Genomic DNA, 26,513 nt, shown 5'->3' with positions numbered 1-26,513 from the left:
CCTTCAGCACCCGAAAGGATCCGTCATGGGATCTCCGACCGTCCCCGCGCCCGCAGTACCGCCGGGCTCGTCTGCGATCGACCAGCCACCCAAGTCCAGCTTCACGCGCGTCCTCACCGGCAGTATGGCCGGTGCCGTGCTCGAGTGGTACGACTTCGCGATCTACGGCATCCTCGCCGCGACCGTCCTCGGTCCGCTGTTCTTCCCCGGCGACAGCGGTGTCGCGAAGCTGCTGTTGGCCCTGGCCACGCAGGGCCTCGGCTTCGTCGCCCGCCCGTTGGGCGGCATCGTCTTCGGCCACCTCGGTGACAAGTTCGGGCGCAAGCCGATGCTGGTTGTCACGTTCCTGATGCTGGGCACCGCGACCGCGGCGATCGGCCTCCTGCCCACCTACGACCAAATCGGTATCTGGGCCACCGGCCTGCTGGTCGTTCTTCGCATGATCCAGGGCTTCGCTCTCGGCGGCGAGTTCGGTGCGGCGGTGCTGCTGGTCAGCGAGTACGGCGAGCCGAAGAAGCGCGGCTTCTGGGCGTCCTGGCCGCAGGCCGGCGCCCCGCTGGGTACCGTCCTCGCCACCGTCGTGGTCTCGGTGATCGGATTGTTGCTGTCCGACGACGGGTTCGACCGGTGGGGTTGGCGAGTCGCGTTCCTGTTCGCGATCCCGCTGCTGATCATCGGCTTCTGGGTGCGCCGCGGTGTTGAGGAGTCCCCCGTCTTCAAGGCCGCCCAGGCGGCAGACCAGCCGGTGGCTCGGGAGCGTTCGTCCATCCTCGAGGCGCTGTCGCGCCCGCGTGAGGTCCTCACCGGCCTTGGCATGCGCCTCGGCGAGAACATCGCGTTCTACGTCTACACCGTCTTCGTCATCGCATACGCCACCACATACTTCGACTTCCACCGCGGCGACATCATCATGGCCGTCACGTTCGCGTCGCTGTTCCAGTTCGTCGGCATGATCGGCGGCGGCGCGTGGTCCGACCGGGTTGGCCGCAAGAAGGCTCTGCTGATGCCCGCGATCGTCCTTGTGATCTGGGCGCCGGTGTTCTTCTGGCTGGTCCAGTTGGAGAGCCTGCCGATGCTGTGGCTCGGGGTGTGCGTGGGCGCCTTCTTCCACGGCATGCTCGCCGGCCCGGAGGCCGCGTGGATCACCGAACTGTTCCCCACCCGCTACCGCTACGCCGGTTCGTCGCTGGTGTTCCAGGGTTCGTCGATCATCGCGGGTGCCCCGGCGCCGTTCATCGCGGTCTGGCTGATCAAGAACTTCGGTGTCGGTACGGTTGTCGGCTATCTGGTGGTCACGATGGCGATCACGGTGATCGCCGTCTTGTTCAGCCGGGAAACCAAGGGCGTGGATCTCGACGACATCGCCTGAGGCGAGACCGTTCGGTCGGCCCACACGACCTGATATCTGGGCCTCGGTCCCGCCCCGCCCGGGGTGGGACCGAGGCCCGACTCGTGCGACGTTCGAGGCACCGGTCGCGCTGGCCACCAGTATTGAAAGGGTGTTCCCCCAGCTGCGGTGAGCAATGCACGACAGCGCCGGCACCCGCGGACAGGGTGCCGGCGCTGTCGTCTTCGCGACCCCGGAAGCGTTGCCGGTCAGGGCTTTCCGGTGAAGACCGGGTCCTCGAAGGACCGACGTGATCGGACCCAGGAGGAGGCAAGGCCGTCCACGATCTCGTCGGTCACGGACTCGTCGAATACGACGATGCGGTCCGCGATGCGCCACTGCCCGTCGCGCCGCTCGAAGCGGTCGACGTAGCGGCACTTGATGGTTGCGCGCGATTGCGACGCCCCCGGCCGCGCCGGGGCCTGCCGCAGATAGCACAGGCAGTACGACTCCACGTTCGCCGTGTCGCCGTCGAGGTCGATCAGCACGTTGGTGATGTAGTGCAGGGACGAATCGATCGTGGCATGCCGGGACTTCATGTCCTCGATCAGGCCGTCCACGGTGCCGACGTAGCCACCGTGGTTGTCGATCGCGTCCGGGAAGTAGCAGTCGGCCACGCGGTCGAAGTCCTTGCGGTCCACCGCCCGTGCGTAGCGGTAGAGGACCTCGGTGATCTCCTGCTTGTCGATCAGCGACATGTGCATCTCCTATGGAACGAAACGGGCCCTGCCGATGACGCCACCGGCAGGGCCCGACCGAGCAGTACTAGTCGGCGCGGAGTTCGATGCCCTTGGTCTCCTTGACGAAGAACACCGCACCGAGGGTGAGCAGCGCGCAGAACACGAAGTAGCCGGCCGGCGCGAGTCTGTTACCGGTGACGTCGATCAGCCACGTCGCGATGAACGGCGCCGTGCCACCGAGGGCCATGTTGGTGATGTTGTTGCCCAGGGCGAGACCGCTGTAGCGGACCGACGCCTTGAGCATCTCGACGTACGTCACGTATGACGCACCGTTGACCACCGACACCGCGATGAACAGCACCGACTGGCCGAGGACCGCCTGCCAGATGCTCCCGCCCGCCATCAGCATGAACATCGGGACACCCAGCACCACGGCGGCGATGCTGCCGACGAAAAGTACCGGCTTGCGGCCGTAGCGGTCGGCCAGGTAGCCCGAGATCGGCAGCGTGGCTACACCGAGGATCAGCGCCAGAGACGTGGACAGGAACGCGACGGTGGAGGACTGCCCACCGGCTTTCTGCAGGTAGGTCGCCGCGTACACCGAGGCGATGTAGTAGCCGCCGGTGATGAGCGCACCGAGGAAGATGATCCTGACGAGGGCGCCGCCGGAGCTGGTGATCAGCTCCTTGACCGGGACCTTCGCGGTCTCGCCCTTGTCCTCGAGCGCCTTGAACTGCGGGGTGTCCTCCATGTGGTTGCGGATCCAGACGCCGACCACACCGATCACGACACTGAGCAGGAACGGAATTCGCCACGCCCACGACATGATCTGGTCGTGCGTGAACACCGAGGTGAGACCGAGCGCGATCAGCGACGCGACGAGTGAACCGAGGTAGGTGCCCGAGTTGACCATCGAGGTCTGGAAGGCGCGCCACTTGGCCGGAGCGGACTCGGACACGAAGGCGTTGGCACCGCCCAGTTCACCGCCAGCCGCGAAGCCCTGGAGGCAGCGGGCCAGCACCAGGATCGCCGTCGCCCACACACCGAGCGTGACGTAGGTCGGCATCAGACCCATCGCCGCGGTCGCGACGACCATCAGCAGGATCGTCCAGGAGAGGGCGTTCTTGCGGCCGTACTTGTCGCCGATATGGCCGAAGAAGATGCCGCCCGGCACACGCAGGAAGAAGGCGACGGCGAACGTCGCGAACGTGCCGAGCAGCGCGGCGGTGTCGTTCTCCGAGACGAAGAACAGCGATGCGATGATCGTGGCCATGTAGCCGTAGATACCGAAGTCGTAGTACTCGACGACGGTACCGACGATGGCGGCCCGAACCACCTTGACCGTGGACTGCTTCTGCTCGGCCGGCACGGGGGCCGGTCCGCGGGCGGGCTCGGAGTTACGAGCCGCGGGTTCCACGGTGTCGTTTATTGCCATGGGTGGTCCTTTGTCAGTGTCTAGCACGCAACACGCTCGGTGCTGCGGTTGTTATTGCCGTCGATGTCATCGACTCGCCGCGCGCGGTACGTGCGGCGTTTATTCCGGCGACCCGGCCCATTGTGAGGGCGTTCGCTACGGCGTTGCCGCCGCCTACATACCGGAGGCCGAGGATTCCGGCTCCGGCTTCCCCAGCCGCGAACAGTCCGTCGACCGGACTACCGGTCCGGTCCAGTACGGACGCGTTGCTGTCGATCTCGACGCCCGCGTGTGTGCAGACGAGTTCGGCAGGCAACAACCGCGCGGCATAGAATGGCCCCTGATCGATCGGATCCGGGTCCGCGGTGGAGCCTTTGTTCGCCAGCGTGCGATGACGGAGGAAGTCATCGTCCACGCCGTTCGGGAGCTGCGCATTCCATCGGGCGACGGCCGCCTCGAGAGCATCGGCCGGCACGCCCATCTTCCGGGCAAGTTCCGCGATGGTATCGGCCCGCAGCGTCCGTCCGGAATCGGCCTCTTCGAGAATCCGACCGGAATCCCAATCAGCATATCCGGCAGGAAGATTCAGGCGAGCCCTGTCATCGAACACGACCCAGGCGCCACCCTCCTGCGCGTCGATGATCCCGGTCGAGACCGCGTACGACGCGTCCTCGTCCATGAACCGCCGGCCCCGGCCGTTGACGTAGATCCGCGACTTGGGCGGGAAGCCCGACTGCCAGTGGTGGTACCGCTGGAAGTAGACCGTCGGCAGCATCAGGCCCCAGCCCGCACCGGCGACGGCCGCGCCGACCTGCTCGCCGAAGGCCAGGTGATCACCCTGGCTGCCCGGGGCGGCCACGACGAAGAGAGAGTCCCCGCCCCTGTTCGCGAACGGGTAGAGCTGGTTTACCAGGCCCTTGTTCTGCGCGAACCCACCGCTCGCGATCACGACCGCCGACGCTCGGACCTCGATGTCGTCGGCGACGACACCGACCACCCCGCCGTCCTCGACAACCAGCGACTGCACACGGGTGTTCACGACGACCTCGACGCCGCGCTCTCGGCGCGCCTTGTCGAGCGCCTGGACCAGCCCGTAGCCCTGGTCCTTGGGCACGTGGCCGCGCCAGACGTCCTCGACACCAGCCTGACACAGACCCGGCATGTGCGCGTTGGCCGATTCGCAAGCGGGGATCTCCACGCCGAGGCCGATCAGCCATTCGACCGTCGGTCCGGAGTTCTCGCAGAACGCCCGGACCAGGCCCGGCTTGAGCATCCAGTGGTTGAGATCCATGTAGTGCTGGAAGAACTTCTCGGCGGTGTCCTCGATGCCGAGGCCGCGCTGCACGCTGGTCCCGGCCGCGGTGAACAGACCCGCCGACAGTTGCGTCGAGCCGCCCAGCTCGGTCTGCGACTCGAACAGCAGCACCGACGCGCCTTGCTCCGCAGCGGACACGGCAGCCGCGAGTCCCGCTCCGCCGCCGCCGATCACGACGACGTCCCAGGTGTCTTCACTCATGAGAGGACCCCTCCCGCCTCGGCGACGATGCGGTGGTACAGCCCGTTGGATACCAGGCCGCCGTCCACCGTCACCTCACTGCCGGTCATGTACGTGGACCGGTCGGACAGCAGGAACAGCACCGCGTTCGTGATCTCGTCGACAGTGCCCATGCGGCTGGCCGGAATGCTGTCCAGCGAGGCGTTGATGAAGGCATCCGCTCCCCCGACGAGAGCGGTGCCGACCAGTCCGGGATGCACGGAGTTCACCCGGATGCCCCATTTCGCGAGCTGCCCCGCCGCCGACTTCGACAGCCCGGTCAGGCCCCATTTGCTCGCCGCGTACGCGGGCGAGAAATATCCGATCTGCCCGGAGATCGACGAGATGTTCACGATCGATCCACCCCCGCTCCCCCTCATCAATGGAGCGGCGGCCTTGATCCCGTAGAACGGCCCGAACAGGTTGATCCGCATGGTCAGTTCCCAGACGTCGTCCGGGGTGTCCATGAACTCGCGTCGACGGCTGATGCCGGCATTGTTGACCAATCCGCCGAGTTCCCCTGTGGTGGAACGGATCTCGTCGATCACGCGGGTCCACGCGGCAGCGTCCGCGACGTCGAGTTCGTGCGCCGACGCACTGCCGCCGGCGGCCTCGATCTCGGTGAGCACCGCGGAGGTGTCCGCGACGTCGGCCAGACACACGTGCACACCGCGCTCGGCGAGCGCCTTGGCGTGGTTGGCCCCCATGCCGGCCGCAGCGCCGGTGACGAGCACGACGCCCGGGTAGGCGATGGACTCAGACATGGCGCGAACCACCGTCGACAGCGATGGAGTGCCCGGTGACGTAACGGGCACTGTCCGAGAGCAGGAACAGCAGCGGGCCGAAGACCTCTTCCGGCGAGCCGATGCGGTGCAGCGGTACGACATTCAGTGCGTGCTCGAGCGCGGCAGGGTCCTCGCGGACCCAGCGGGTCATCTCGGTGTCGATGTAGCCGGGTGCGATCGCGTTGACGCGAATTCCCTTGTCGCCGAGCTCGACCGCGAGCGACTCGGTGAGGTGCGCGACAGCGGCCTTGGACGTGCAGTACGCGCCGCGGCCACGCCGGACGCGCAGCGCCGACACCGACGACATGTTCACGATCGCACTGCCCGGGGCCATGTGCCGCGCCGCCGCCTGTGAACCGAACAGCACGCCCTCGACGTTGACGTCGAGCACGGCGGCGATCTGCTCCGGGGAGATCTCCTCGACCAGGGCGAACGGGAAGATGCCTGCATTGTTGATCCAGAAGTCGATGCGGCCGAACTCCGTCAGCGCCGTCTGCGCGAGGGCCTCGTGCTCATTGGCCTTGGTCACGTCGACGCGGGCACCGACGACGCGACCCGGCGTATCGGCGAGCGAGCTCACGGCGAGTGCGTCGCCTATCTCCTGCGCGGTCGCGGCCATCTGCTCTTCGTTGATGTCAGCGCCCACGACGTTCACGCCGCGGGTCGCGAGACCGGCGGCGAAGGCCGCGCCCATGCCACGGGCGGCGCCGGTGATGACGGCGACTTTGCCAGCCATCTCCGGGTACAACGCCGTCATCTGCGACGCGTCGGTGCGGCCGGGATTCTGGGGGTCGGCGGTGTCGGTCATGATCGAGGGTTTCCTCCAAAAGCAATGTTCTGCATGAGATTCGAGGCTCTCGTCTGTTGAGACCTCGCTGTGACGATATGGTCACGCCGGTCGGCTCTGATCGTCCCGGTAAACGGTCCGGCGCGCGATGCGCCAATGCTCGTCCTCTCGCACCACACGGTCGGTGATGGTCGTGAACCGCACGAGGCGGGACTCGCCGCCGATCCGTGTCGCGACGATCTGCAGGTAGGCGCGAACCTCGAGTTCGTCCTCGCCGGTGCGGTCGACGACGATGTTGGTGAGCACGTGCCGGTGCGCCTCGCCCGCCACGGACGCGTTCGTGAAGAACCCGTTCGCGAACTCGGTGAGCGCGACCGTCCCCACGACTGGCTCCGGATAGCTGGGCGAGTGGAACTCACCCTCCGCCGTGAAGGTGGCCGCCCACGCCGCGGCCGAGCCTTCGTCGATGAGGTGGCTCTGCCGGCCGTACAGCTGGTGGATCTCCACGAATGCCGCCGCACCGATGTCGGCAGCGCCATTGATACCGGTCCCGGTCATGAAACGAACTCCTCGGTCACTCTTCGGTGCATCCTGATCGAGATTGCACCGCCTCGCTATGTGTGCGATAATCGGACGCACAGTGCGATTAAGGTGAAGAGTAGGTGGCTCACCTCACATACGTCAAGGGAGGGATGCATGACATCGGTCCGATCCGATGAGAAAACGAGCGAAACCCCTGGAAGGACCAGCGGTGTCCAACTCGATTCACGAATGTCGAAAACGCTGCACAATGGGCTCGAAATCGTCGAGTTGCTGACGCAGCACAAGTACGGGCTGACGATCACCGAGATCGCGGCCGGAGTTGGCGTGCATCGGACCGTCGCGGACCGTCTCGTACGCACCCTCGAGGCACACCGCCTGTGCCGACGCACCGAGAACAAGCGCATCCTGCTGGGCTCAGGGCTCATCTCGCTCGCGGGTTCGGTGGAGCAGGATCTGCGCGAACTCGCGCGACCGGTACTCGAGGAACTCGCGGACTCGATCGAGGCGACCGCGCACCTCGCGGTCCGGGAGGGCGAGGACGCGGTCCGCGCCATGATGGTCATCGAGCCGCGGAACTCGCGCGCGCACGTCGGATTCCACGCGGGTCAGGTCGATCCGATCAACCGCGGGTCGGCGGGTCTGGCGATGCTCGCGGCCCTACCGCCACGTGAAGGGGAACGCCCCGAGGTCACCCGCGCACGCGAGCGCGGGTTCGCGGTGACGACCGGGGAGGTGACTCACTCGATCACAGGCATCTCGGCCGCCGTGCCCAACCGGCGCCCCGCAGACCTCGTCAGCATCGGTGTCTCGGTGTTCGACTCGTCGGACGAGCAGAAGCTGGGCGCGGCCGTCATGGACGCGGCGCGGCGATTGGGAGCACTGCTGCTCCGCTGACCACCATCGTGCGGGCCAGCGAGAATCCCTGGCCCGCACCGCGAGACCGGCATCGAAACACACGGCGTGCCGCCCACGCGAACCGACCTCCGCGCCGCAGGTACCCGAATGTGCTGTCGCAATGGCGCGCCGAGGCGATGCTGCGCGACCGGCCAAGCGAATTGGGTGGGGGATGCCGAATTCGGTTGCCGCCTCGTGGATTTCGAGCAGAATAGCGACGGTGTCACCACAGCCGGGGGATTCAGTGTGACGTCGGTTCTGACCGGTGGGCTACGATATGAGGCGATGACTACCGGGACGGCGTTGCGCCACACACGGATGGGTTACCCGGTGCTCTTCTGAGCGTCGCGCGGGCCGATGTTGGCCCGCTTTACGATCGAGGATCCTGCGGTATTGCGCGTGGTCCGCCTTCGTCGTGTTGATCACAGGACATCAAATACGACAGAAGGATTCAACGATGACTACAACGCACGGTATGTCGGTCGACATTCAGACACCCGATGGTGTCGCCGACGCGTACGTTGCCTACCCCGACAATGGCGCCCATCCAGGAGTACTGGTGATTCAGGACGGCTTCGGGCTGCGGCCCAGCCTGCGGTCGCTGGCCGATCGTATTGCCGCCCACGGCTACACCGTCCTGATCCCGAACGCCTACTACCGGCACGGGCGTGCGCCGGTAATCGAGCTGCCGGACTTCATCGATCCGGCGCAGCGGCCGGAGATCTTCCAGCAGGTCATCCCGATGATCCGCGAGCTGACACCGGAGCTCCTGCGCTCCGATGCCGCTGCCTACCTCGAATGGCTGGCAGCCTCGCCGCAGGTCGCCGCGGGGAAGGTCGGCCTCACCGGCTACTGCATGGGTGCCCGGCTAGCGGTGCTGACCGCCGCGATGTTCCCCGATCGGGTTGCGGCGGTGGCCGGATTCCATGGCGGACCGCTCGTCACCGACACCCCCGACAGTCCGCACCTGACCATCGGAAACATCACCGCGGAGCTGTATTTCGCGCACGCCGGCGAGGATCAGCACATGACTCCGGAACACATCGCCCAGTTCGACAAGGCACTCGATGCCGCCGGCGTCCGCCACCGCACCGAGGTCTACGCGGGGGCCCAACACGGCTACACCCAGGCCGACACCTCCGCCCACGACCCCGAAGCCGCCGAACGGCACTACCGCGAACTGCTGGCCCTGTTCGACCGCAATCTGTGCCAGTAGCTGCGGCCACGGTCCACGCTCCCCGCCCGGCATCGAAGAGACCGCCGTGCGAGGGAGCCGACCTGGCTGAGTGGAGCCACACGAACGTCAGGTCGAAAACGATCGTTCACGAGACCCCCTCGGCCGCAGCAGGTTTCCGCAGGACGAATCTGTCGAGGGCGCTCGCGTCCGGATTCCGGACCGGCATCGCGCCCGGCCAGCGCATGCGCGGCCGCCACGACATCCGCGCTGTCGCCACGAGTGATCGGCACGATCACAACCTGATGCGGCGCCAGCACGGGCGGCAGCACCAGGCCGCGATCATCACCGTGGGTCATCACGATCCCGCCGAGCATTCGGGTACTCATGCCCCAGGACGTGGTGTGGCACAACTCTTCTCGCCCGTCCACGCTGGCATAGCGGATACCGAACGCTGTCGCGAAGTTCGTCCCCATGTAATGCGATGTACCGGCCTGCAAAGCCTTGCCGTCACGCATCATCGACTCGATCGTCACCGTGGCGACCGCGCCCGCGAACCTCTCACCGGCGGTCTTCTCACCCGCCACCACCGGCATCGCCGCGTACTCGCGCGCCACTTCCTGGTAGATGTCCAGCGCGAGCATCATCTCCGCGCGCGCCTGCTGCTCATCAACGTGCGCTGTGTGGCCTTCCTGCCACAGAAATTCGGTGGTGCGCAAGAACATTCGGGGGCGCATCTCCCACCGGACCACATTGGCCCACTGGTTCAGCAGCATCGGCAGATCGCGATACGAGGAGATCCACTTGGCCATCATCTCCCCGATGATGGTTTCCGACGTCGGCCGCACCACCAGCGGTTCTTCGAGCTCTTTGCCTCCCGCGTGGGTCACCACGGCCAGCTCGGGAGCGAACCCGTCGACGTGATCGGCCTCGCGCTCGAGGTAGCTCTGCGGAATCAGCAACGGAAAGTACGCGTTCTCGTGCCCGGTGGCCTTGATCCGCGCATCCAGCTCGGCTTGCAGTAGCTCCCACACGCGATAGCCATACGGTCGGATAACCATCGTGCCCTTGGCCGGACCCCGATCGACGAGGCTGGCCTTCACAACCAGCTCGTTGTACCAGGAAGCGAAATCCTCACTCTGGGCGGTTACACCGCGCTCATCGCGTGCCATGCCACTGGGCTAGTGCCCCCCACCGGCGGTGTAGCGACCTGCCGCACCAAGCCTCAGCCCGGGAGAACCCCATTACGGGCGGGAGGTGAGTGCCCTGTCGATACCCAGGGTGGCAATCAGATCTTCGTGCAGTTCGAACCAAACTCGGTGGGCGGAATCGTGTTTGGTGCCGGTAACCATCTCGGGATTGTCGGCGGCCTGGGAGAGGGCTACGGCGAACCGAGTGTCGTAACCGGAGAACCGGGCGAGTCGTTCGGTGAGCTGAATCGTCAGCGGAACCAATTCCTCTGCGAGGCTTTCCAGTTCGGCTAGGATCCGCCGGTCCCGCTGCGCGTCCCCGTGGTCGTTGTCCTGCATGCTGCCATCGGGAAGGATGGTCAGCTGCCAGGCGGTGCAAGCCTGCACCAACCGTGCGTTGAGCGGGAGAAACATGCGATAGACGTCTTCCACCAACGCTTTTGCCCCACACGCGGAAAGCTCGTCGGCGAGTAGCCGCTCGTTCTCCGCACGCCCGCTCGCGGTGAGCGACCACCCTGCGTCCGCCCCGAAACAGAAGCGGCTGGTCCAACCACACTCCCGGAAGTCCCGCACGTGCGACTCGGCGAGGCCGACCGGCATTCCGTATCTGTCGGCCACCGCCTGCGTATCAACGAACCCGCCGAGGCGGATTGCGTGCAACGCGAGCAACGAACTGCATGAAACGTGTGTCATCCCGGACCTGTCTTTCGTGTCGAGCAGCCATGCCTGGTGAAGCGACATCAACATTGGGTTGAGCGAACGGCATGAACGTGTCCATTGGTCCCATCGACCGAGATAATCCGATGATTCGCCAGGGCCTCCATCGCCCCCCTGGCGGCCACCACGGCTGGAATCCCGCACTCGCGGGCGACGATTGCCGCATGGGACAGGATTCCCCCGGTTTCGGTCACCACCGCGGCGGCAAGGCCGAAAAGCACTGTCCACGACGGATCGGTCGTGCGGCAGACGATCACATCGCCCGGCCGAACCGCGACGAAGTCGTCAACGCTGTGCACCAGCCGGACCGGACCGGCGACAACACCACGGCTGGCCGGGGCGCCGGTGGCAATCGGTGGTTCTGGCATCATGGTTCCTCCCGTCCGCCGCGTGAGACCATCACGATTCGGCTCCTCACAGCCGCATGGCGCTCTGCGAGGCGCGTCGAGAATCGTTGCTGCGCGGCCTGCCTGGAGACACCGAGGTGGGCGCCGATTTCCGCCCAGGGCATGCCTGCGTGCCGGGCCCGGTCCACGAAACAGTCGAGCAGTTGATCGGCCAGCCGCAACCAGTGCGCAGCGAGAATCACCCCGGCCGCCAGTTGATCCAGGCAGCTGTCGGGGTGGGCACGCTCGATCGCGGCTATTACCTCGCCCAGTGGCACCTGTCGAACCATGCGTCAACCATAAGTTGACGATTGGTTCACCGTCAACTACTAGTTGACGGCATGGCGATAGTTCGTGGATGGCTTTCGCCGACAACAGATCTATCCAGGAGTCACACATGGAAGCTCTCGGGAACGCCGCGCACCAGCACGTCAACACATCGGGCAGGCGGGCGACGGTCGTCGGCGCCGGTATCGCCGGTTTGGCCGCCGCGTTGCGGCTGCATCAGCAAGGCTGGGACGTCGTCGTGGTCGAACGCGCGCCGACTCGTCGCAGTAGCGGTTACCTGGTGAACCTGCACGGACCCGGATATGCCGCCACCGAGCGGCTCGGGCTCATACCGGCGCTGACTCAGCGCGATATCGGGTTCTTCACCTCGGTCCTCGTCCACGCGGACGGCCGGGAGAAGTTCAGGATTCCAGCCGCTGTCACCGAGGCTGCTGTCGGGAACCGGGCACTGAGCTTGTTCCGCGGCGACTTGGAGTCGGCGCTGTACGACGCCGTGGCCGACCACGTCGACATCCGTTTCGGCACCACCGTGCAGGCCGTCGCCCAGACCCCCGGGGAAGTCGTGGTCACCCTCAGTGACGACACCCAGCTGCAAACCGAACTCCTCGTCGGCGCCGACGGCGTGCACTCCCGAGTCCGCGAGCTCGTATTCGGCGCCGAGCCCGAATATTTCGTGGACCTGGGCCACATGGTCGGCGCATTTCCGCTGGAAACAGTTCCCGAGCACATCCCGGAAGGCCTCGGCACCACCTTTATCGGCCCCGGACGCACGGCCGCGGTGATGCACCTGGGACCGGAACAGTCCTCGGCGTTCTTCACCTACCGCTGCCCCGACCCTGGCGCCGAACTGGCTCTCGGCGCCGCACCCGCCCTCACCCGAGCGTTCGGGGATCTCGGAGGCGGCGTCGCCGACGCCCTCCACCAACTCGAAGCCGACCCCGCCACCGCCTACTTCGACTCAGTCGGCCAAATCGTGATGGACCGCTGGAGTCACGACCGAGTCGTCCTGCTCGGCGACGCAGCATGGTGCGTAACGGTATTCGCCGGTTACGGTGCCGCCCTCGCCCTCGACGGCGCCGACCGGCTCGGCACCGCGCTAGCGGCACATGGCGTCGACATTCCCACCGCTCTCGACACCTGGGAGACGTCGTTGCGCCCGGAAGTACACAAACGACAGGCACTGGCCCGGAAAGGAATCAGCCGATTCGCCCCGCCGTCACGCACACATGTGTGGGCCGGCGAACTGATGCTCCGCGCCATCCAGCTCCCCGGCATCCGCGGCCTGGTCCGACGCGCCATCCAACGCGCCAACAACTAGTCGGGTGCCAATCGCGAATTCCACTACCTCCAGGGAGTTCGGGCCCAGTGTGGGCCGCCTATTGGCGAGGGCGACCCACCAGGGGTGACGCAAGCCCACCATCCGCGTCTGCTCGGCGACCATGGACACGAGTTGTTATTTCTCCACATTGGAATTGACGGGCGACTAGTTCGATGGAACCCCAACAGCCTCGCGGCCTAGACCAACGCTGCTGCGCGTGCGCCGACGGGGCGCCTGCGCAGTCCGGCCCGCTGGATCTGGGGTGGTACATAGGAGACATCGATAGGGCCGAGATCGGTACCTGGTGGCACGACAGTGTCGATCAGGTCGAGCGTGTCGTCGTCGAGGGTTGTGGTTGCTCCCGCAAGGCGATCGTCGAGCTGGCCCATGGTCCGTGGTCCGATGATGGCCGACGTTACTGCGGGGTGAGTAATCGTGAATGCCATCGCGAGGTGGGTAAGCGAGAGTCCAGCTTGCGTGGCAATGGGGATGAGTGCCTCGACTGCGTCGAATTTGCGCGGGTCCGTATTGCCGTTCTGCCCGAACATCATGGTTCCAAGGCAGTAAGGGCTGACGTAGATACCGGTACGACCCAGGGGCCGATGTTCCATGTGATCGTGTTCTTTCGGAGAAATTGTCCGTCGAGCCGCGTAGTCGGGACGTGTTGATACTGCCCGGGCCATCAAATATGCGACCCGGGCCGGAGAAGACACCGGCGAACGCCGATGGTGTGGACGCCCGCTAGAACTGTCCGGAGGTGACGTCGAGGATCCAGGTGATCCCGAAACGGTCGGAGAGCATACCGAAGGCAGGTGCCCACGGAGCGGGCCCGTACTCCTCGATCACGGCGGCACCTTCGGAAAGCTTGTTCCACACAGCGGCTACCTCGTCGACGCTTTCGCCGCGTACCGACATGAAGAAGGGCGCGTTGGTCAGCGTCGTGCCGTTCTCGCGCTTGCTCGACCACGAGTCATCGGAGGGCCGCAGCTGCGACTGAGACGGGACGTCGTAGGCCATGACACGGAACCCGGAGTCCGCCACGACCTGTCCGAACACCACCTTGTCAGCGTCGGGGAGGTCCTCGGGCATACCGAAGTCCCCGTAGGTGGCCATGCTGAGTTCACCGCCGAAAACCGATCGGTAGAACTCCAACGCTGCACGCGCGTTGCCGGTGAAGTTCAGATGAGCGACAGAATTGATGGACACGTATGACTCCTTGTTGATCGTTGAATGCCCGGAATCGCGAGCTGAGGACACAGTGACAGCCTTAAAGGTCAGTGTTTGTCCGCTATGTCCCGCAGACTGTCGGACATGCCCGTAAGTTCTGCAACGGCGACCTCCGGTCGGCTTCTGTCGTTGCTGTCACTGCTTCAATCGACGCGCGAATGGCCGGGCTGGAAGCTGGCCGAGCGTCTCGATGTGAGTGAGCGGACCGTGCGCCGAGATATTGACCGGTTACGTGAGCTCGGGTATGAGATCCGGGCGTTCAAGGGGCGCGAAGGCGGTTATCGGCTTGACGCCGGCTCGGCGGTCCCGCCCATGATGTTCGACGATGAACAGGTGGTCGCGATCGCCATCGCACTCCAAACGGCTGGGAACCTGGGGGCGGAGATCGAAGAACCTGCAGCCCGGGCGCTGAACACGGTGAGACAGGTCTTGCCCAACCGCCTACGAGCCCGCGTAGACGCCGTCAAGGTCACTGCGGTCCGTGCTGGTGACGGTGCGCCCACTGATCAGGCTCGCACGGATGTACTGCTGGCCATCGGAGCTGCCATCCGCAACCATGAGGAGTTGCGGTTCGACTACTCCCGGCCAGGTGCGGATCGCGGGGACAGCATGCGTCCTCCCCGGCAAGTCCAACCTCATCACCTCGTGGCTCACGCGGGACGTTGGTATCTCGTTGCATGGAATCCCGGTAGTAAGGATTGGCGCATTTACCGTGCCGATCGGATCACTCCCCGACTGCCCAACGGGCCGCGTTTCGTAGCCCGCGACGTCCCCGGCGACGATGTCGGCGCATTCCTGGCCGCCAGATTCAAAGGCTCCCCAACAGCGAACGAGTGGCCTTGCCATGGCGACGTCATCTTGCACACCAGCGCCATCGAAATCATGTCCTTCGCCGACGATGCGGTCGTCGAAGCACTCGACGGCGGCCGTTGCCGAGTACAGGTGGGCTCATGGTCATGGGCCGGGATAGTTGCCTGGCTGGCCCGGTTCGACGCCGACATCGATGTCCTCGGTCCGCCTGAACTTCAGGACGCATGCGCCCTCTTCGCCGCTCGCGCAACACGAGCATCCTCGCGGCATGAGTGATCAAAGACGAGATGCCCAGCGCCGGCACCGACTCGCCGAGCGTCCACGCTCGGTCGGCGAACTTGCCGACTGCTCGCGGCAGACCTGATCGACCGGCTGTATCTGCTGATCACCCCTGAGATCGTCGGTGCCGGAGAGCAACTGTTCGTCGACGGCCTGCCAGGTTCGCAGTGGCGGCTCACCAGCCAGGAAGCCGGCGAGATCGCCGCCGCCTACGACCGCAAGCGCTGATCGCCTGGTAGCCGTCGCAACATGGCGCCCAACGCCGCCCGCTCTCCCACGCGACGGCAACCACTCGGGGCATTCGGTAACGCGCCGGCACGCGCGTAGCGGATGCCCCGGAAGACGGCGACGGTGTTTTCCCACCTGCGGCGTACAACTCCGGCAACTGTGCGGATTCTGGTTCGATGTCGACTCGATGCTCGCTTCCTGCGGGACGGTGATCAGCCGAAACCGCAGGCTACCCAGAATATTTGGGTCCCTTCTGCTCGCTGATGTCGCTGTCGGTCGTGAAGTCGTCAATGAACAGGACCGGCCGGTGTTTCGCGGTATCCGAAGGCCGGGCCGAACGGTTCCTGGCCGTCGAACGGCAGCCGAGTCAGTTCCCGGATTCGTTGCGGGACACTCTTTGTCGCTTCTGACATCGCGTGGAAAGAGGTCGTTGACAATGACCTCTTCCACGCAGTACTCGCGCAGCTCGGGATGTACGTCGCGGCGGCGCAGTTCGACTTTGCAGATCTATGCGCGGCTCTGCAGGACTTTGCCCAGTCGAAGCGCGACGTCCTGACGCCTGTCCGGATCGCTGATGTTTGCCTTGATGCCGCAGAATTCGCCGCTGCGACATGGAAACCACAGCTCGCCGTGCAGGTTTGCGTAGGTGGCCCCGGCGCCGAACCCGCTCACCTGCTCCCCGATCTCGGCTACGGCTTCGTACCGCGCGGCGGGCAGCACCGTCGCGTGGATCGCCTCCACGAGGCCGTCCTTTTCGCCTGCGGTCGAGGACCAGACGCATCCGCCCAGCAGGTAGTCGTGCTGGCCGCCGTCATGCGGGCCGATTGCCTGGGCGATCTCGCTGTTGGTGAGACGATCGCATTCGCCACCCTGGCCCGAGGCGGTCGCACCAGGAAGCACGGTCGCCGTGCCCGGAGGGCCGACCGACCTGGTGGGCCCCGAATCGCCGCCATTTCCGCAAGACACGACTGCGGCGAGGACGCCCCCAACGATCGCGAATTGGCCGAGCGTTCTGAAGATTCCCATGCATCATTCCTTCTCTTCCGACGGGCGTCGACAGCCACCGGCGGACGCCAGCATGGACGCTGTCCATGGCCAGGCGTCGCGGACTGCCTCTCTTCCCGCGCTGCCGCACATCGTATTTCGCTGGCTATCCGGTCCGCCGAGATCTCGGCGAAGTTCCGGAACAACCCGACCGACTACCGCCGCCACGCTGGTAACGGTCGAGTACACCGGTCACTTGCTCACCAAAGGGGTTGTGGCAGCGCATCGTCGGGCCTGTACCCGGTGACACAGTCCCTATTCCGCCTCACTCACACGCTGGGCTTCACGATTCCTTCATGGTGTGCCCCGGAGACTGCAGGTTAGCCTGATCTGCGGCCCGCGCGGCGTGAGGTCGACCGCCGTACCGCGGCGGCGGTGATCGGGGAAGGAGTGGGTCGATGTCGAGGTGGCGATGCCAGCGCGCAGCGATGATGGTGGTCGTACTCGGTGCCGTCGTCACGATCTCAGGGTGTGCTGCGGACGGCGGGCATGGACAGCCGTCCTCGAGCGGGAGCGTTGCGATGGTGGTGACGAGCAGTCCTGCGGCGCCGTGGTCGAAGGTCGAATTGCCGTCGGCCGGAACACGTTTCGATTACCAGATCGGCGGCGCGTACCCACCGCCGGACGGTGTGCGGGTCGTGTCGCGGGATCGCTCCGCCAGTCCGGTCGCCGGACTGTACAACGTCTGCTATATCAACGCCTTCCAAGCACAACCCGGGGCCGACACCGTGACGTGGTGGCAGGCCAATCACCCCGGCCTGCTGCTGCGGGACACAGACGGCGCCCTGGTCATGGACCTCGACTGGAACGAAGCATTGCTGGATGTGTCCACCGATGCCAAACGCGCCGAACTCGCGGCGATCGAAGACGCCTGGGTCGACGACTGCCGCGCCAAGGGCTACCAGGCGGTCGAACCGGACAATCTCGATTCCTACCAACGCTCGCACGGATTGTTGACCGCAGCGGCCAGCGTCGCGTTCGCATCGCGGCTGGCCAGGCACGCTCATGAGGTCGGCTTGGCCATCGCGCAGAAAAACACCGTCGAACTGCTCAACCGGCGCGGCGCGATCGGTTTCGACTTCGCGGTGACCGAGCAGTGCGGCGCTACCGACGAGTGCGGCCAGTACGCCGCGGCCTACAACAACCGGGTGTTCGACGTCGAATACGACCAGGCCGGTTTCGCCGCGGCCCGCAGCAGCTGGGGCTCACGGCTGTCGATCGTGCGCCGCGACCGCGACGTGAGCACTCCAGGCAACCCGACCTACATCTGCGAATCCGCTTGAACCGCAAGGCATCAGCGGATCATTCCCGAGAGTGACGAGTTGCTTGGACGGATAAGTCCTACATCACCGGGAGGAGTCCGGAGCTTGCGGTATTTAAATACCACCCATAGTCTGGACACATGGTCCGACTTCCGCTGACTCCCGCCCAGGTCGAGGCCGGTCGGCGCCTCGGAGCCCGGCTGCGGGCCGCGCGCGCCGACCGCGACCCGGCCCGGATCGCCCAGGCCGCCGGAATTTCACCCGAGACGCTGCGCAAGATCGAGACCGGACGGCTGCCGACGCCCGCATTCGGGACGATCGTCTCGCTGGCGGCGACCCTGGAGATTCCGCTGCAGGAACTCGCCGATGCCTGGCGCTCGGCGGGCCTCGCAGAATCCGCCTGACCTATGCCGGGGTAATCGCGATCCCGACTGAGCCGTCCGCGCCCTTGAACAGCTTGTGCAGGCGGATCAGTACGGTGCCGACGATCCTGTATTTGCGCGAGACGAGATCTCGCACCCGCTGCGTCCCCGCCGCATCCAGCACCTCGGCCTTGCCCGCGAACTTCTCCTCGCTCTTCGGGCGGCCACGGCCGTCGCAGATCTGCAGGGTCACCGCCGGATTGCGACGAATCCGCTTCACCTTCCACGTCTTCGAATTGGTCCACACCACGATCCACTCGCGGTCCGGAGCCACCCATACGGGGACGCCGACCGGCGAACCGTCCTTCTTGTAGGTGGTCAGCAGGGCAAAACCGCTGGTGCTCACTTCGTTCCAAGTCATACCGAAAACGGTATGCCGGAGCGACGTCCGCGACATCTGTATGGTGTCGGCACGAAGTACGAGGCCGACGTTGAGGCACTCCACGCTTCCACACGACCATGGGAAGGTGCACACTTGTGGCATGGAGGTATGCGAGCTCACCGCCTTCGCGCTGACCGCAGTGCCCCTGTCCCCGCCGCGGTCCTTGCGCCGGGCCCAGGCGTCGACGTCACTGCGGCTGGCGTGATCGTGCCCGCCGGCAGCCCGGAGGCTGAGTCGCGCCGCCCGCTGAACGGCATCTCGGACGTACGCGCGTTCTTTCACACCAACGCCGTGCCGCTGTACTTCATCTCGCCGACCCCGTTCAACCTGCTAGGCATCGACCGCTGGGTACGGAACTTCTTCTACCTGACGTACTTCGACTCTTTCGAGGGCGCACATCCGCGCGCGTTCGTGCCCCGGCAGCGCGATCGCAGGGATTTCGGGTCCATGGGAGATGTGTGCAACCACCTCCTGCGTGATCCCGAGACACTCGACTTCATCGCGCACCGAGGGCCCGGTGGCAAGGCCTGCTTTGTGATGCTTGACGAGGAGACCCAGGCGCTCGCACACGAGGCGGGGCTCGAGGTCATGCACCCGTCGGCGGAGCTACGCCATCGCCTGGGCTCCAAGATCGTCATGACGCGCCTGGCCAACGAGGCGGGCGTGCCGAGCGTGCCTCACGTGATGGGGCGGGTCGGCTCCTACGATGAGCTGTTGGCGCTCGCGAAAAGCGGCGGGCTGGGAGATGACCTCGTCGTCGAGGCCGCTTATGGCGACGCCGGCACCGCGACGTTCTTTGTGCGCGGTCAGCGCGACTGGGACCAGTGCGCCGGTGACCTGGTGGGGCAGCCGGAAGTCAAAGTCATGAAGCGCATCCGCAATGTCGAGGTGTGCCTCGAGGGCACTGTGACCCGCCACGGCACCGTGATCGGCCCCGCGATGACGAGTCTCGTCGGTTACCCGGAGCTGACTCCACGCAAGGGCGGCTGGTGCGGCAACGACATCTGGCGTGACGTGCTGCCGCCGACACAGACACACACCGCGCGAGAGATGGTACGAAAGCTGGGCGATGTCCTGCACCGCGAGGGATACTGCGGCTACTTCGAGGTCGACCTGTTGCACGACCTGGACTCCGACGAGCTCTACCTCGGCGAGGTGAACCCGCGCCTCAGCGGCGCGAGCCCGATGACGAACTTGACCACCGAGGCCTATGCCGACGCGCCGCTGTTCCTCTTCCACCTGCTCGAGTACATGGACGTGGAGTACGAGCTCGACATCGAGGAGATCAACTCGCGCTGGGAGCGGGGCTATGGCGAGGACGAGGTCTGGGGCCAGCTGATGATCACGGAGACCTCGCCCGATCTCGAGCTCTTCACCGCGACCCCACGCACCGGTGTGTGGCACCTCGACGACGACCGGCGCATCTCGTTTGCACGCCGGGACAGCGACTGGGACTCGCTGATCGACGAGTCCGAGGCCTTCTACATGCGTGTCGCGGCGCCTGGCGACTTACGCTGCGAGGGCGCCCAACTCGGCGTGCTCGTCACCCGCGGGCACCTGCAGACCGACGACTACCAGCTCACCGAGCGCTGCCAGAGCTGGATCGAGGGCATCAAGGCGCAATTCGCCTCAACACCCCTGGCTCCGGCCACGCCGATCGTCTCGCGACTCGTCGCACGAGCATGAGCAGCAGCCGCTTGGCCATCCGACCACCCGGCGATCCCGCGAAGCCGCGCGCATGATCGGCGGCGAACCTGGTCGCGGCTCAGCCGGTGTCTCACTGGACAATTGGCTGTCGTCGCCACATTCGCATTGGTCCTTCCAGCACGTCGAAGACTTCGTGCCGACCGCGATAATCTCGCGCGGGACCGGGCCGGACGCGGCGTTACCCGCAGCCAGTGCTCCGATGGCCGAGATCCGGATGACCAGCACTGATGGGGTGGCGACTACCGTTGGCGCGGTGATGGCCTCCACCGCTACCGACGGGTGGGCCGTCGCCTACCGTGGTTCGATGGTGGTCGAGGAATACCTCGACGGCTTGGGGGCCCAGACCCGGCACCTACTGTTCTCGGTGAGCAAGTCGCTGGTGGCAGCCGTGGTCGGCGCGCTGCACGGAGCCGGTGCGATCGAGCTCGACGCGCCGGTCATGGCATACGTTCCCGCCTTGGCGAACTGTGGTTACGCCGGTGCGACGGTGCGCCATCTGCTGGACATGAGGTCGGGCATCGCCTTCTCGGAAAATCACCTCGACCCGGCCGCGGAGATACATGTCCTCGAGCAGGCGATCGGGTGGGCGCCCAAGAGCAGTCCGGACGTCCCCGCCACGCTGCGTGACTTTCTGCTGACCTTGCGGCAGAAGTCGGCTCACGGCGGCCCGTTCGAATATCGCTCGTGTGAAACCGACGTACTCGGCTGGATCTGCGAGGTCGCCGGCGGCCAGCGGATGCCCGAACTGATGTCGGAACTGCTGTGGAGTCGCATCGGTGCCCAATGCGACGCCACCATCGGCGTAGACACGGTCGGCACCGGAATATTCGACGGCGGCATAAGCGCCTGTCTTACCGACACGATCCGGTTCGGGTCGCTGTTCTTGCACGACGGTGTGTCGTTGACCGGCCAGCAAGTGGTGCCGTCGGCGTGGATCGCCGACACTCTCGACGGCGGGCCCGACTCGCGTCAGGCGTTCGCCGCCAGCCCCGACGACAACCGAATGCCCGGCGGCATGTACCGGAACCAAGTGTGGTTTCCCTACCCAGGCAGCAACGTCGTGTTGTGCCAGGGCATGTGCGGTCAGATGATCTACGTCAACCGCGCCGCGGAGATGGTCGCCGCCAAGTTGTCTACCCAGCTGCACTCCCAGGACCCGCAGATGCTGTTGGACACGCTGCGCGCATTCGATGCTGTGGCACACGAACTGGCGGGAAATCACTAGTCACTTCGCCCAGAAAAGCCCGGATCGGCGGTAGAGCGGCTGGTTCACGGGCTGTTGAGAGCAGATGACCGCACCCCTCACGCGGCATCTCGCGCTCCTCAGCAAGTTCCGAACTCGCCATAGGCCCATAGCGCGCGAGTCGCTAACATAATATAATGCGCATATATAAATAACCATCTGCCTATCCGAGGCATGTCGTAATGGAGTTCCGGACGGTCTTTTGCTCGCATATGCGCGGCACGGGGACCACCACTGGACGAGTGCCATACTTCCTGGTGACTGGGCTCATCCCGCACTTGCGGGGGAACACCGATACATCGCTGGCCGGCCGATCTGCATTCCGTCCTCGGGCGCTCCATTGGATTGCGGCACAAGGTGATAGACCGTACCGGCATCGAGTGCCGCGACGGTAGGCTCAGTGATCCAACTGCGCCAAGTGGTTCAGGCCCCCGGATCGCCAGCTGCCTCAATTCTCCCAACAGCAGTTCCGTGCACCAACTCCCGCAAGCGCCGCTGGTTCTCGACCCGTGACGAACGCAACGTGTCCAACGACCGCTGGATCGGAACCGCTCGCGACGTCCGTAGCACCGGTCATGGCATCCAGCTCGGCACTATAGACGTGCACTGTCGCTTCCGGAAAGTCTGCCAGCCCGCCCGCATGATCCAGATCCAGATGAGTCACAATGATGTCGCGCACATCCTCACGCGCGAATCCCAGATCCTCCACGTGCCGGGCGATCACCTGATCGAGAACGGGTTTCGTGCGTCGAATGATCTGCCGCCCCACCCAGACTTCGGGCCTGATCACCGCTTGCTCTCCATAGCCGGTGTCAACCAAGGCCAACCCCGTCGAGTGCTCGATCAGCAGGCAGTGGCACGCAGTCTCCCCGCCCGGCGGAGCATTCCCGGTCGGCCGTCGATCAAACGGCCCCCAAGAGGCCGTGTCCCCCCGCCATCCAGATGATGAACACGCACGAAGCTGCTCCTCCCCGATTTCCCTGGCTAGTCGGCGACGTTACACGCTCGGCAATCGGCTGCGAGAGCTTCAGCTGTGGCCAGCAAGGCTAAACCCCTGTGCTAGCAGCGAATTGATGTGCACTGTCACAGTGAAGGCGACTTCTTTGTGGGCGAACTGCATCCCGGACCCGACTCACCTCGGCCGCTGTCGTGACTGCTCGACGGCGCCTGTGATGACGCAACCGGCACCGCGATGTTCCGGTTCCGTGGATGACGCAAGGGTGCGGTGTTCTCGTCGATCACTTCGTTCGGCATGATCCACAACCATGGGTGATTTCTTCGAACGGATCGTCGACATCGAAGTGCCGGCCGCGGAAGCGGAAGCGCTGGCCGCACGGATGCTGGATTGGATGATCGCCGAGCGGCTGCTCACGCGGGAGATGTCCAGCGACGCGATGTACAGCCTCGGCGTGGACGAAGGCTATGTGCCCGGGCCTGATTGGATGCGGATCACCCAGGAATGGGGCAATGACTGGATCCCCGGTCCGGTCGCCGTGATCATCGGGCGCGACGACCACCATAGTGGACAAGGCGAGATCGGACCGGAGTCCGCCGAGTGCCCGCACTGCCATACGGAAACCGTGATCATCGACTACCCGCAGCAGTGGGAGGCCGATCCGGAGATCTGGCAGCCGTTCGAAGAAGGCATCGACGCGTGGAAGCAGACCGGCACCGGAACCGTCGCCTGCACCTCCTGCGGCGACGTCATTTCGGTCACCGAGTGGGAATGGCCGTCCGGCTTCGCTCTCGGCGCACTGGCCTTCGACTTCTGGGGCTGGCCACCTCTCACCGACAGTTTCGTCACCGAGTTCGCCGCACAACTGGGGCACCGCATCGAACATCACACGGGCAAGTTCTGAGAGATTCGCCGCGGGGCACGGTCAATCGAGGTTCAGCTACGCTGCTGAATCCCACATCGGTCACTGGTGAACTGTGACGTCGGACGGCCAGGGCCGAGATCGGTTGATCTCGGTGAAGGTGACGTCACCGTCGAGCGTGTCTCAGTGGCTGGGTGTCTCCAAAATCTTCTGCCCACGAGAATGCGCTGGCATGATCGTGATCGAGGCTCCGTAAGATCTACCGCCTGACCTCTCCGCGCAGCGCCAGACTCGATGATGTTCCAGAGTGGTTGGCCCTCAACCTGTTTCGATACTCGACATTTGAAATCCGTGGTGAAACCAGGTCATTCGAGATGCATGGACGCCATGCATGAGGAGGCCCGCGGTGCACGGGCTGCAACGTAAACCATTGCAGCAAAGGGGGAATCACCGACAGAGACGACGGCATGATCTCTCTCACCCTACCGGAGATCCGTCGTCTGATGATCGCGTTCGTACTCACCCGGCTCAATCCCGCCGACCACGTCTGGGCTTGGTCACGATGGCGACGACGCCGACAGCACCAGGCCCGGCTGTCACACTACCGCCGCCGCGGTCACCCACTCACCTGACCGACGTGCGCGCGGCCTCGGTAGTGCTGCTGCCGGCAGCGGCGTCGCCTTCGAAGACGTCGCGATGCCCGCGCGCGGTGTCCATGTACTCGCGAACCCTGTGGATGAGGCCGTCCCGCAACTCGAAGACGAAGCAGTAGTCATTGCTGTAAGCATTCCCATTGGCCAGCGTGGCGCTCATCGTTTCCTCCACAATCACCCGGTCTCCGTCCACGTAGAAGCCGCGAAAATCCACGGCTACGTCACTGACGAACAACCGCGAGAACTCCTCTGCGAGGAAGTGCGTGATGGCCTGCCTGCCGATCATGTGGCTGGGCGCGTCGAGCGCGACCGCGGTCGCGTTGCCCGCCGGAGCGAGCCATTCGGCATCTTCGGTGAAGAACGCTGCGATCTGCTCCGCGTCGTGACTGGCGAACGCCCGCCACGCCGCCCGAACGACAGCCTGGTTATCGATAGTCATGGCTCGACACTACGAACATCCCACTCGTCACGCTGGCGGTAAACGGACAAGATCACTGGGAGCACGGGACTATTCGCGAGCGGTTCCCCGGCGTGCTGAGTTAGTACCGGCTCATGAACGTACTGTCCGCGTCGCCGCGCCCAACCGCTGGTCGCCCCAACGCACCATGATGCCGCAGGCGACACCACCTGCGAGCCGTTCCCGTCAAATTTCGGCGACGGGTGCCTTCCCTCACCAGAAGGGTGCTCCTCATTACTTCCGATTCAATCTAAGACAAGTCGAATCATCGCAGCTCGGAGCACCTTTCATCGTTCCGCAGAAACAGTCTGCTCAACCGGCGTGAATGGCCGAGGTCAGGGTGCCGATCGCCCTCGGTTCCGCCGGATGAAGGCGAGCAGATCTTACCTCGCTGGGTTCGGTCGCGACGGGTGTCGGCCGCCGCGGGTGCATATCAGGGGACGGTAACCGTCACCGGCTCGGTGAACGGCATTCCGCCGGTGGGGGTGTCGTCGAAACAGCCGCCCCGGGCGCTGATGGTCGTGCCCGGTTCGAGCCCTTCCAACGTTGTCGTCAAGGTCTGGCCGGGGCCGGCCAGAGACTCCGGGCTGTTGTTGCCGAAGAAGCGGTGGTTGTTCTCGGGCCCGACACCGGCTTCCGCCCAGCACCGGCCGGTGCCATTAGGGTTGTGTATCGTCGCGGTCACGGTTCCCGGCGCGGTGCCGGCGAAGGTGACCTCGGGAGCCTGCAGCGGTGCTTGCGCGTTCGCCGGCGCAGCGACCGGGCCGAACGCAACAAGCGCAGTGAACGCGGCCAGCAGAATGGATCCGTTGATTCGCTTATTTGTCACAAGCGAACCTTACCGGAAGCAAGTAGGTGAGCCGAATGTTGGCTTCCACCACCGGATTCCGAGCACATTCGACTGTTGGACAGTGCCTCCATAGGTGGCGCGATGAGGAGCAAGCCAGTTCCGGGGTGCGTGGATGTCGCGCACTGGTCCGGTATCGCACACGAGCTCGACGAGCCATGGTTCGGATCGGGAGGTCCCTGATAGAACCGAACGTGCGCGGTCCGCGTCCAAACCTACTGAGTTCAACACCGACCGACGACCGGCAGCGTGTGTATGGCTGAAGGTTCATCGGCGACCAGCTCACCGTTTGCGATTGTGCCTGACCATGTTTCGGGATGAGGCACAGATTTCGTGATTCGACTAGCCGGGTTGCTCAGTCGCTCAACAGGATTCTTTTCCGGAGCAGGTCCGTTTTCGCGTCCTTGGCGAAAAGCCAGCTGCTGCAAAATCTCACGGGCCCTGCGCGGTGCGCAAGGCATGCGGAATCGACATCGCCCCCTCATTCAGGCGCGTTCACGCCGAACCTGGTCGATGCTCGTAATTTCTGCGGTATCAGGCGTTCACGGAGCCGCAGCAAGCTGGGAACGGAGCATGCTCTCGAACCGGACTCGGGTACGGACTATCTCCGGACTTCATTGCTCGTCTCTCACCTCCTTGCAGCCGGGACGTACGCGGACGTCATTACTCGTCGCGCTAGAACACAAGGGGAAGGCCCCAGGAAAACCTGTGGGCGAGTACCCCTCTTGTCAGAGTTTCGGCACTGCACGACGTATCCCACTACGCGGGAAGCCACCTGGGGTTACCTCTAAATCCGGGGAAACCCGTCCTGAGCCTGGGCGTCTCTCGACGTCGTCGGATCAGTGGCCTGCGTTCGAATAGGAGCCTCGCCTAGCGAGGTGCTGATCGACTAGGCAAAGTCTGACCGCCGAAAAGCGATTCGTCAATTCGGCAGATCACCCAATGGCTATCTCCAGCTGCTCGGCCACTTTTGACGACCAGCAGAAGGCCCAGGATACGACACAAAACAGGGTAACAACGTAGGAGATGCATTTCAGG

General features: G+C 65.0%; 26 protein-coding genes, 1 pseudogene and 1 riboswitch. Of the genes and pseudogenes, 10 read left to right on the top strand and 17 right to left on the bottom strand.

All coding sequences use genetic code 11. The features are described from left to right. Positions 1-25 precede the first annotated feature (25 nt). Positions 26-1,369, top strand: coding sequence for an MFS transporter (locus AB0L63_RS06005; RefSeq protein ID WP_364495220.1), 1,344 nt, complete (start codon positions 26-28; stop codon positions 1,367-1,369). A gap of 227 nt (positions 1,370-1,596) precedes the next feature. Here the strand turns inward: AB0L63_RS06005 and AB0L63_RS06000 are convergent, their stop codons facing one another. The 6 genes from AB0L63_RS06000 to AB0L63_RS05975 all read right to left on the bottom strand — a co-directional run bounded on the left by AB0L63_RS06000 (position 1,597) and on the right by AB0L63_RS05975 (position 7,145). Further along, complete coding sequence (locus AB0L63_RS06000) at positions 1,597-2,085, bottom strand: nuclear transport factor 2 family protein (RefSeq protein ID WP_364495217.1); 489 nt, start codon at positions 2,083-2,085, stop codon at positions 1,597-1,599. Between the two features lie 67 nt (positions 2,086-2,152). After that, positions 2,153-3,502, bottom strand: coding sequence for an MFS transporter (locus AB0L63_RS05995; protein ID WP_364495215.1), 1,350 nt, complete (start codon positions 3,500-3,502; stop codon positions 2,153-2,155). Positions 3,503-3,515: 13 nt separating this feature from the next. Next, on the bottom strand, positions 3,516-4,997 hold the full coding sequence (locus tag AB0L63_RS05990; protein WP_364495212.1) for an FAD-dependent oxidoreductase: 1,482 nt from the start codon (positions 4,995-4,997) through the stop codon (positions 3,516-3,518). Then, positions 4,994-5,779, bottom strand: coding sequence for an SDR family NAD(P)-dependent oxidoreductase (locus AB0L63_RS05985; RefSeq protein WP_364495209.1), 786 nt, complete (start codon positions 5,777-5,779; stop codon positions 4,994-4,996). Before AB0L63_RS05985 ends, AB0L63_RS05990 begins: the two co-directional genes overlap by 4 nt. Continuing rightward, positions 5,772-6,608 carry an SDR family NAD(P)-dependent oxidoreductase gene (locus AB0L63_RS05980; protein WP_364495206.1) on the bottom strand — a complete coding sequence of 279 codons (837 nt, stop codon included), beginning with the start codon at positions 6,606-6,608 and terminating at the stop codon, positions 5,772-5,774. Before AB0L63_RS05980 ends, AB0L63_RS05985 begins: the two co-directional genes overlap by 8 nt. 81 nt (positions 6,609-6,689) lie before the next feature. After that, positions 6,690-7,145 carry a nuclear transport factor 2 family protein gene (locus AB0L63_RS05975; protein ID WP_364495203.1) on the bottom strand — a complete coding sequence of 152 codons (456 nt, stop codon included), beginning with the start codon at positions 7,143-7,145 and terminating at the stop codon, positions 6,690-6,692. A 138-nt stretch (positions 7,146-7,283) separates the two neighbouring features. Between AB0L63_RS05975 and AB0L63_RS05970 the strand changes: the two genes are divergently transcribed. Together AB0L63_RS05970 and AB0L63_RS05965 are read left to right on the top strand one after the other, a co-directional pair. Next, positions 7,284-8,024 carry a helix-turn-helix domain-containing protein gene (locus AB0L63_RS05970; protein WP_364495200.1) on the top strand — a complete coding sequence of 247 codons (741 nt, stop codon included), beginning with the start codon at positions 7,284-7,286 and terminating at the stop codon, positions 8,022-8,024. Positions 8,025-8,481: 457 nt separating this feature from the next. Continuing rightward, positions 8,482-9,240, top strand: coding sequence for a dienelactone hydrolase family protein (locus AB0L63_RS05965; protein WP_364495197.1), 759 nt, complete (start codon positions 8,482-8,484; stop codon positions 9,238-9,240). A gap of 224 nt (positions 9,241-9,464) precedes the next feature. On the opposite strand, the pseudogene AB0L63_RS05960 reads toward AB0L63_RS05965, so the two are convergent. From AB0L63_RS05960 to AB0L63_RS05945, 4 genes and pseudogenes are all read right to left on the bottom strand, one after another. Beyond that, a pseudogene (locus AB0L63_RS05960) lies at positions 9,465-10,370 on the bottom strand (aminoacyl--tRNA ligase-related protein); the annotation flags it as partial. A 72-nt stretch (positions 10,371-10,442) separates the two neighbouring features. After that, positions 10,443-11,006: a hypothetical protein gene (locus AB0L63_RS05955; protein ID WP_364495195.1), complete on the bottom strand. Its 564-nt coding sequence runs from the start codon at positions 11,004-11,006 to the stop codon at positions 10,443-10,445. A 122-nt stretch (positions 11,007-11,128) separates the two neighbouring features. Further along, on the bottom strand, positions 11,129-11,473 hold the full coding sequence (locus tag AB0L63_RS05950; RefSeq protein ID WP_364495193.1) for a PEP-utilizing enzyme: 345 nt from the start codon (positions 11,471-11,473) through the stop codon (positions 11,129-11,131). Further along, positions 11,473-11,781, bottom strand: coding sequence for a hypothetical protein (locus AB0L63_RS05945; RefSeq protein ID WP_364495190.1), 309 nt, complete (start codon positions 11,779-11,781; stop codon positions 11,473-11,475). Before AB0L63_RS05945 ends, AB0L63_RS05950 begins: the two co-directional genes overlap by 1 nt. 107 nt (positions 11,782-11,888) lie before the next feature. Here AB0L63_RS05945 and AB0L63_RS05940 point away from each other — a divergent pair, with 107 nt between their 5' ends. Then, complete coding sequence (locus AB0L63_RS05940; protein WP_364495187.1) at positions 11,889-13,097, top strand: FAD-dependent oxidoreductase; 1,209 nt, start codon at positions 11,889-11,891, stop codon at positions 13,095-13,097. 197 nt (positions 13,098-13,294) lie between these two features. Here the strand turns inward: AB0L63_RS05940 and AB0L63_RS05935 are convergent, their stop codons facing one another. Beyond that, positions 13,295-13,708 carry an aldo/keto reductase gene (locus tag AB0L63_RS05935; RefSeq protein WP_364495184.1) on the bottom strand — a complete coding sequence of 138 codons (414 nt, stop codon included), beginning with the start codon at positions 13,706-13,708 and terminating at the stop codon, positions 13,295-13,297. A gap of 130 nt (positions 13,709-13,838) precedes the next feature. After that, entirely contained in the window at positions 13,839-14,303 is a 465-nt protein-coding gene (locus tag AB0L63_RS05930) for a VOC family protein (protein ID WP_364495181.1), read from the bottom strand. A gap of 84 nt (positions 14,304-14,387) precedes the next feature. Here AB0L63_RS05930 and AB0L63_RS05925 point away from each other — a divergent pair, with 84 nt between their 5' ends. Next, on the top strand, positions 14,388-15,410 hold the full coding sequence (locus AB0L63_RS05925; protein ID WP_364495680.1) for a WYL domain-containing protein: 1,023 nt from the start codon (positions 14,388-14,390) through the stop codon (positions 15,408-15,410). 738 nt (positions 15,411-16,148) lie between these two features. On the opposite strand, the gene AB0L63_RS05920 is transcribed toward AB0L63_RS05925, so the two are convergent. Further along, the gene (locus tag AB0L63_RS05920; RefSeq protein WP_364495178.1) at positions 16,149-16,667 is read right to left on the bottom strand and encodes a hypothetical protein; all 519 of its coding nucleotides are present in this window, start codon (positions 16,665-16,667) and stop codon (positions 16,149-16,151) included. Positions 16,668-17,083: 416 nt separating this feature from the next. Here AB0L63_RS05920 and AB0L63_RS05915 point away from each other — a divergent pair, with 416 nt between their 5' ends. Further along, a complete protein-coding gene (locus AB0L63_RS05915) occupies positions 17,084-17,968 on the top strand; it encodes an endo alpha-1,4 polygalactosaminidase (RefSeq protein WP_364495175.1) in 885 nt (294 codons plus the stop codon). Positions 17,969-18,087: 119 nt separating this feature from the next. Then, a complete protein-coding gene (locus AB0L63_RS05910; protein ID WP_364495172.1) occupies positions 18,088-18,351 on the top strand; it encodes a helix-turn-helix transcriptional regulator in 264 nt (87 codons plus the stop codon). Position 18,352: 1 nt separating this feature from the next. Here the strand turns inward: AB0L63_RS05910 and AB0L63_RS05905 are convergent, their stop codons facing one another. Beyond that, on the bottom strand, positions 18,353-18,730 hold the full coding sequence (locus AB0L63_RS05905) for a PPOX class F420-dependent oxidoreductase (protein ID WP_364495169.1): 378 nt from the start codon (positions 18,728-18,730) through the stop codon (positions 18,353-18,355). Positions 18,731-18,952: 222 nt separating this feature from the next. Between AB0L63_RS05905 and AB0L63_RS05900 the strand changes: the two genes are divergently transcribed. Together AB0L63_RS05900 and AB0L63_RS05895 are read left to right on the top strand one after the other, a co-directional pair. Beyond that, entirely contained in the window at positions 18,953-20,437 is a 1,485-nt protein-coding gene (locus tag AB0L63_RS05900) for a biotin carboxylase (RefSeq protein WP_364495167.1), read from the top strand. Positions 20,438-20,489: 52 nt separating this feature from the next. After that, a complete protein-coding gene (locus AB0L63_RS05895; protein ID WP_364495165.1) occupies positions 20,490-21,683 on the top strand; it encodes a serine hydrolase in 1,194 nt (397 codons plus the stop codon). Positions 21,684-22,149: 466 nt separating this feature from the next. Here the strand turns inward: AB0L63_RS05895 and AB0L63_RS05890 are convergent, their stop codons facing one another. Next, positions 22,150-22,521: an MBL fold metallo-hydrolase gene (locus tag AB0L63_RS05890; RefSeq protein WP_364495162.1), complete on the bottom strand. Its 372-nt coding sequence runs from the start codon at positions 22,519-22,521 to the stop codon at positions 22,150-22,152. A gap of 445 nt (positions 22,522-22,966) precedes the next feature. Here AB0L63_RS05890 and AB0L63_RS05885 point away from each other — a divergent pair, with 445 nt between their 5' ends. Further along, positions 22,967-23,560: a hypothetical protein gene (locus tag AB0L63_RS05885; RefSeq protein ID WP_364495160.1), complete on the top strand. Its 594-nt coding sequence runs from the start codon at positions 22,967-22,969 to the stop codon at positions 23,558-23,560. Between the two features lie 582 nt (positions 23,561-24,142). On the opposite strand, the gene AB0L63_RS05880 is transcribed toward AB0L63_RS05885, so the two are convergent. Beyond that, the gene (locus AB0L63_RS05880; protein WP_364495157.1) at positions 24,143-24,610 is read right to left on the bottom strand and encodes a nuclear transport factor 2 family protein; all 468 of its coding nucleotides are present in this window, start codon (positions 24,608-24,610) and stop codon (positions 24,143-24,145) included. Between the two features lie 451 nt (positions 24,611-25,061). Beyond that, the gene (locus AB0L63_RS05875) at positions 25,062-25,457 is read right to left on the bottom strand and encodes a hypothetical protein (protein ID WP_364495155.1); all 396 of its coding nucleotides are present in this window, start codon (positions 25,455-25,457) and stop codon (positions 25,062-25,064) included. A gap of 731 nt (positions 25,458-26,188) precedes the next feature. Beyond that, a riboswitch (M-box (ykoK) riboswitch) is annotated at positions 26,189-26,360 on the bottom strand. Positions 26,361-26,513: the final 153 nt, after the last annotated feature.

Origin of the sequence: Nocardia sp. NPDC051990 (assembly GCF_040680755.1) — a bacterium.
In the GTDB taxonomy this organism is placed as follows: domain Bacteria; phylum Actinomycetota; class Actinomycetes; order Mycobacteriales; family Mycobacteriaceae; genus Nocardia.
The sequence above is the reverse complement of the archived record's forward strand: the minus strand, read 5'-3'. Positions and strand labels throughout refer to the sequence as shown.

What these genes read in the sequence shown, in the direction of transcription:
- AB0L63_RS06005 (WP_364495220.1), top strand. Translation starts at nt 26, where the DNA reads ATGGGATCTCCGACCGTCCCCGCGCCCGCAGTACCGCCGGGCTCGTCT.
- AB0L63_RS06000 (WP_364495217.1), bottom strand. Translation starts at nt 2,085, where the DNA reads ATGTCGCTGATCGACAAGCAGGAGATCACCGAGGTCCTCTACCGCTAC.
- AB0L63_RS05995 (WP_364495215.1), bottom strand. Translation starts at nt 3,502, where the DNA reads ATGGCAATAAACGACACCGTGGAACCCGCGGCTCGTAACTCCGAGCCC.
- AB0L63_RS05990 (WP_364495212.1), bottom strand. Translation starts at nt 4,997, where the DNA reads ATGAGTGAAGACACCTGGGACGTCGTCGTGATCGGCGGCGGCGGAGCG.
- AB0L63_RS05985 (WP_364495209.1), bottom strand. Translation starts at nt 5,779, where the DNA reads ATGTCTGAGTCCATCGCCTACCCGGGCGTCGTGCTCGTCACCGGCGCT.
- AB0L63_RS05980 (WP_364495206.1), bottom strand. Translation starts at nt 6,608, where the DNA reads ATGACCGACACCGCCGACCCCCAGAATCCCGGCCGCACCGACGCGTCG.
- AB0L63_RS05975 (WP_364495203.1), bottom strand. Translation starts at nt 7,145, where the DNA reads ATGACCGGGACCGGTATCAATGGCGCTGCCGACATCGGTGCGGCGGCA.
- AB0L63_RS05970 (WP_364495200.1), top strand. Translation starts at nt 7,284, where the DNA reads ATGACATCGGTCCGATCCGATGAGAAAACGAGCGAAACCCCTGGAAGG.
- AB0L63_RS05965 (WP_364495197.1), top strand. Translation starts at nt 8,482, where the DNA reads ATGACTACAACGCACGGTATGTCGGTCGACATTCAGACACCCGATGGT.
- AB0L63_RS05950 (WP_364495193.1), bottom strand. Translation starts at nt 11,473, where the DNA reads ATGCCAGAACCACCGATTGCCACCGGCGCCCCGGCCAGCCGTGGTGTT.
- AB0L63_RS05945 (WP_364495190.1), bottom strand. Translation starts at nt 11,781, where the DNA reads ATGGTTCGACAGGTGCCACTGGGCGAGGTAATAGCCGCGATCGAGCGT.
- AB0L63_RS05940 (WP_364495187.1), top strand. Translation starts at nt 11,889, where the DNA reads ATGGAAGCTCTCGGGAACGCCGCGCACCAGCACGTCAACACATCGGGC.
- AB0L63_RS05935 (WP_364495184.1), bottom strand. Translation starts at nt 13,708, where the DNA reads ATGGAACATCGGCCCCTGGGTCGTACCGGTATCTACGTCAGCCCTTAC.
- AB0L63_RS05925 (WP_364495680.1), top strand. Translation starts at nt 14,388, where the DNA reads ATGTCCCGCAGACTGTCGGACATGCCCGTAAGTTCTGCAACGGCGACC.
- AB0L63_RS05920 (WP_364495178.1), bottom strand. Translation starts at nt 16,667, where the DNA reads ATGGGAATCTTCAGAACGCTCGGCCAATTCGCGATCGTTGGGGGCGTC.
- AB0L63_RS05915 (WP_364495175.1), top strand. Translation starts at nt 17,084, where the DNA reads ATGTCGAGGTGGCGATGCCAGCGCGCAGCGATGATGGTGGTCGTACTC.
- AB0L63_RS05910 (WP_364495172.1), top strand. Translation starts at nt 18,088, where the DNA reads ATGGTCCGACTTCCGCTGACTCCCGCCCAGGTCGAGGCCGGTCGGCGC.
- AB0L63_RS05905 (WP_364495169.1), bottom strand. Translation starts at nt 18,730, where the DNA reads ATGACTTGGAACGAAGTGAGCACCAGCGGTTTTGCCCTGCTGACCACC.
- AB0L63_RS05895 (WP_364495165.1), top strand. Translation starts at nt 20,490, where the DNA reads ATGATCGGCGGCGAACCTGGTCGCGGCTCAGCCGGTGTCTCACTGGAC.
- AB0L63_RS05885 (WP_364495160.1), top strand. Translation starts at nt 22,967, where the DNA reads ATGGGTGATTTCTTCGAACGGATCGTCGACATCGAAGTGCCGGCCGCG.
- AB0L63_RS05880 (WP_364495157.1), bottom strand. Translation starts at nt 24,610, where the DNA reads ATGACTATCGATAACCAGGCTGTCGTTCGGGCGGCGTGGCGGGCGTTC.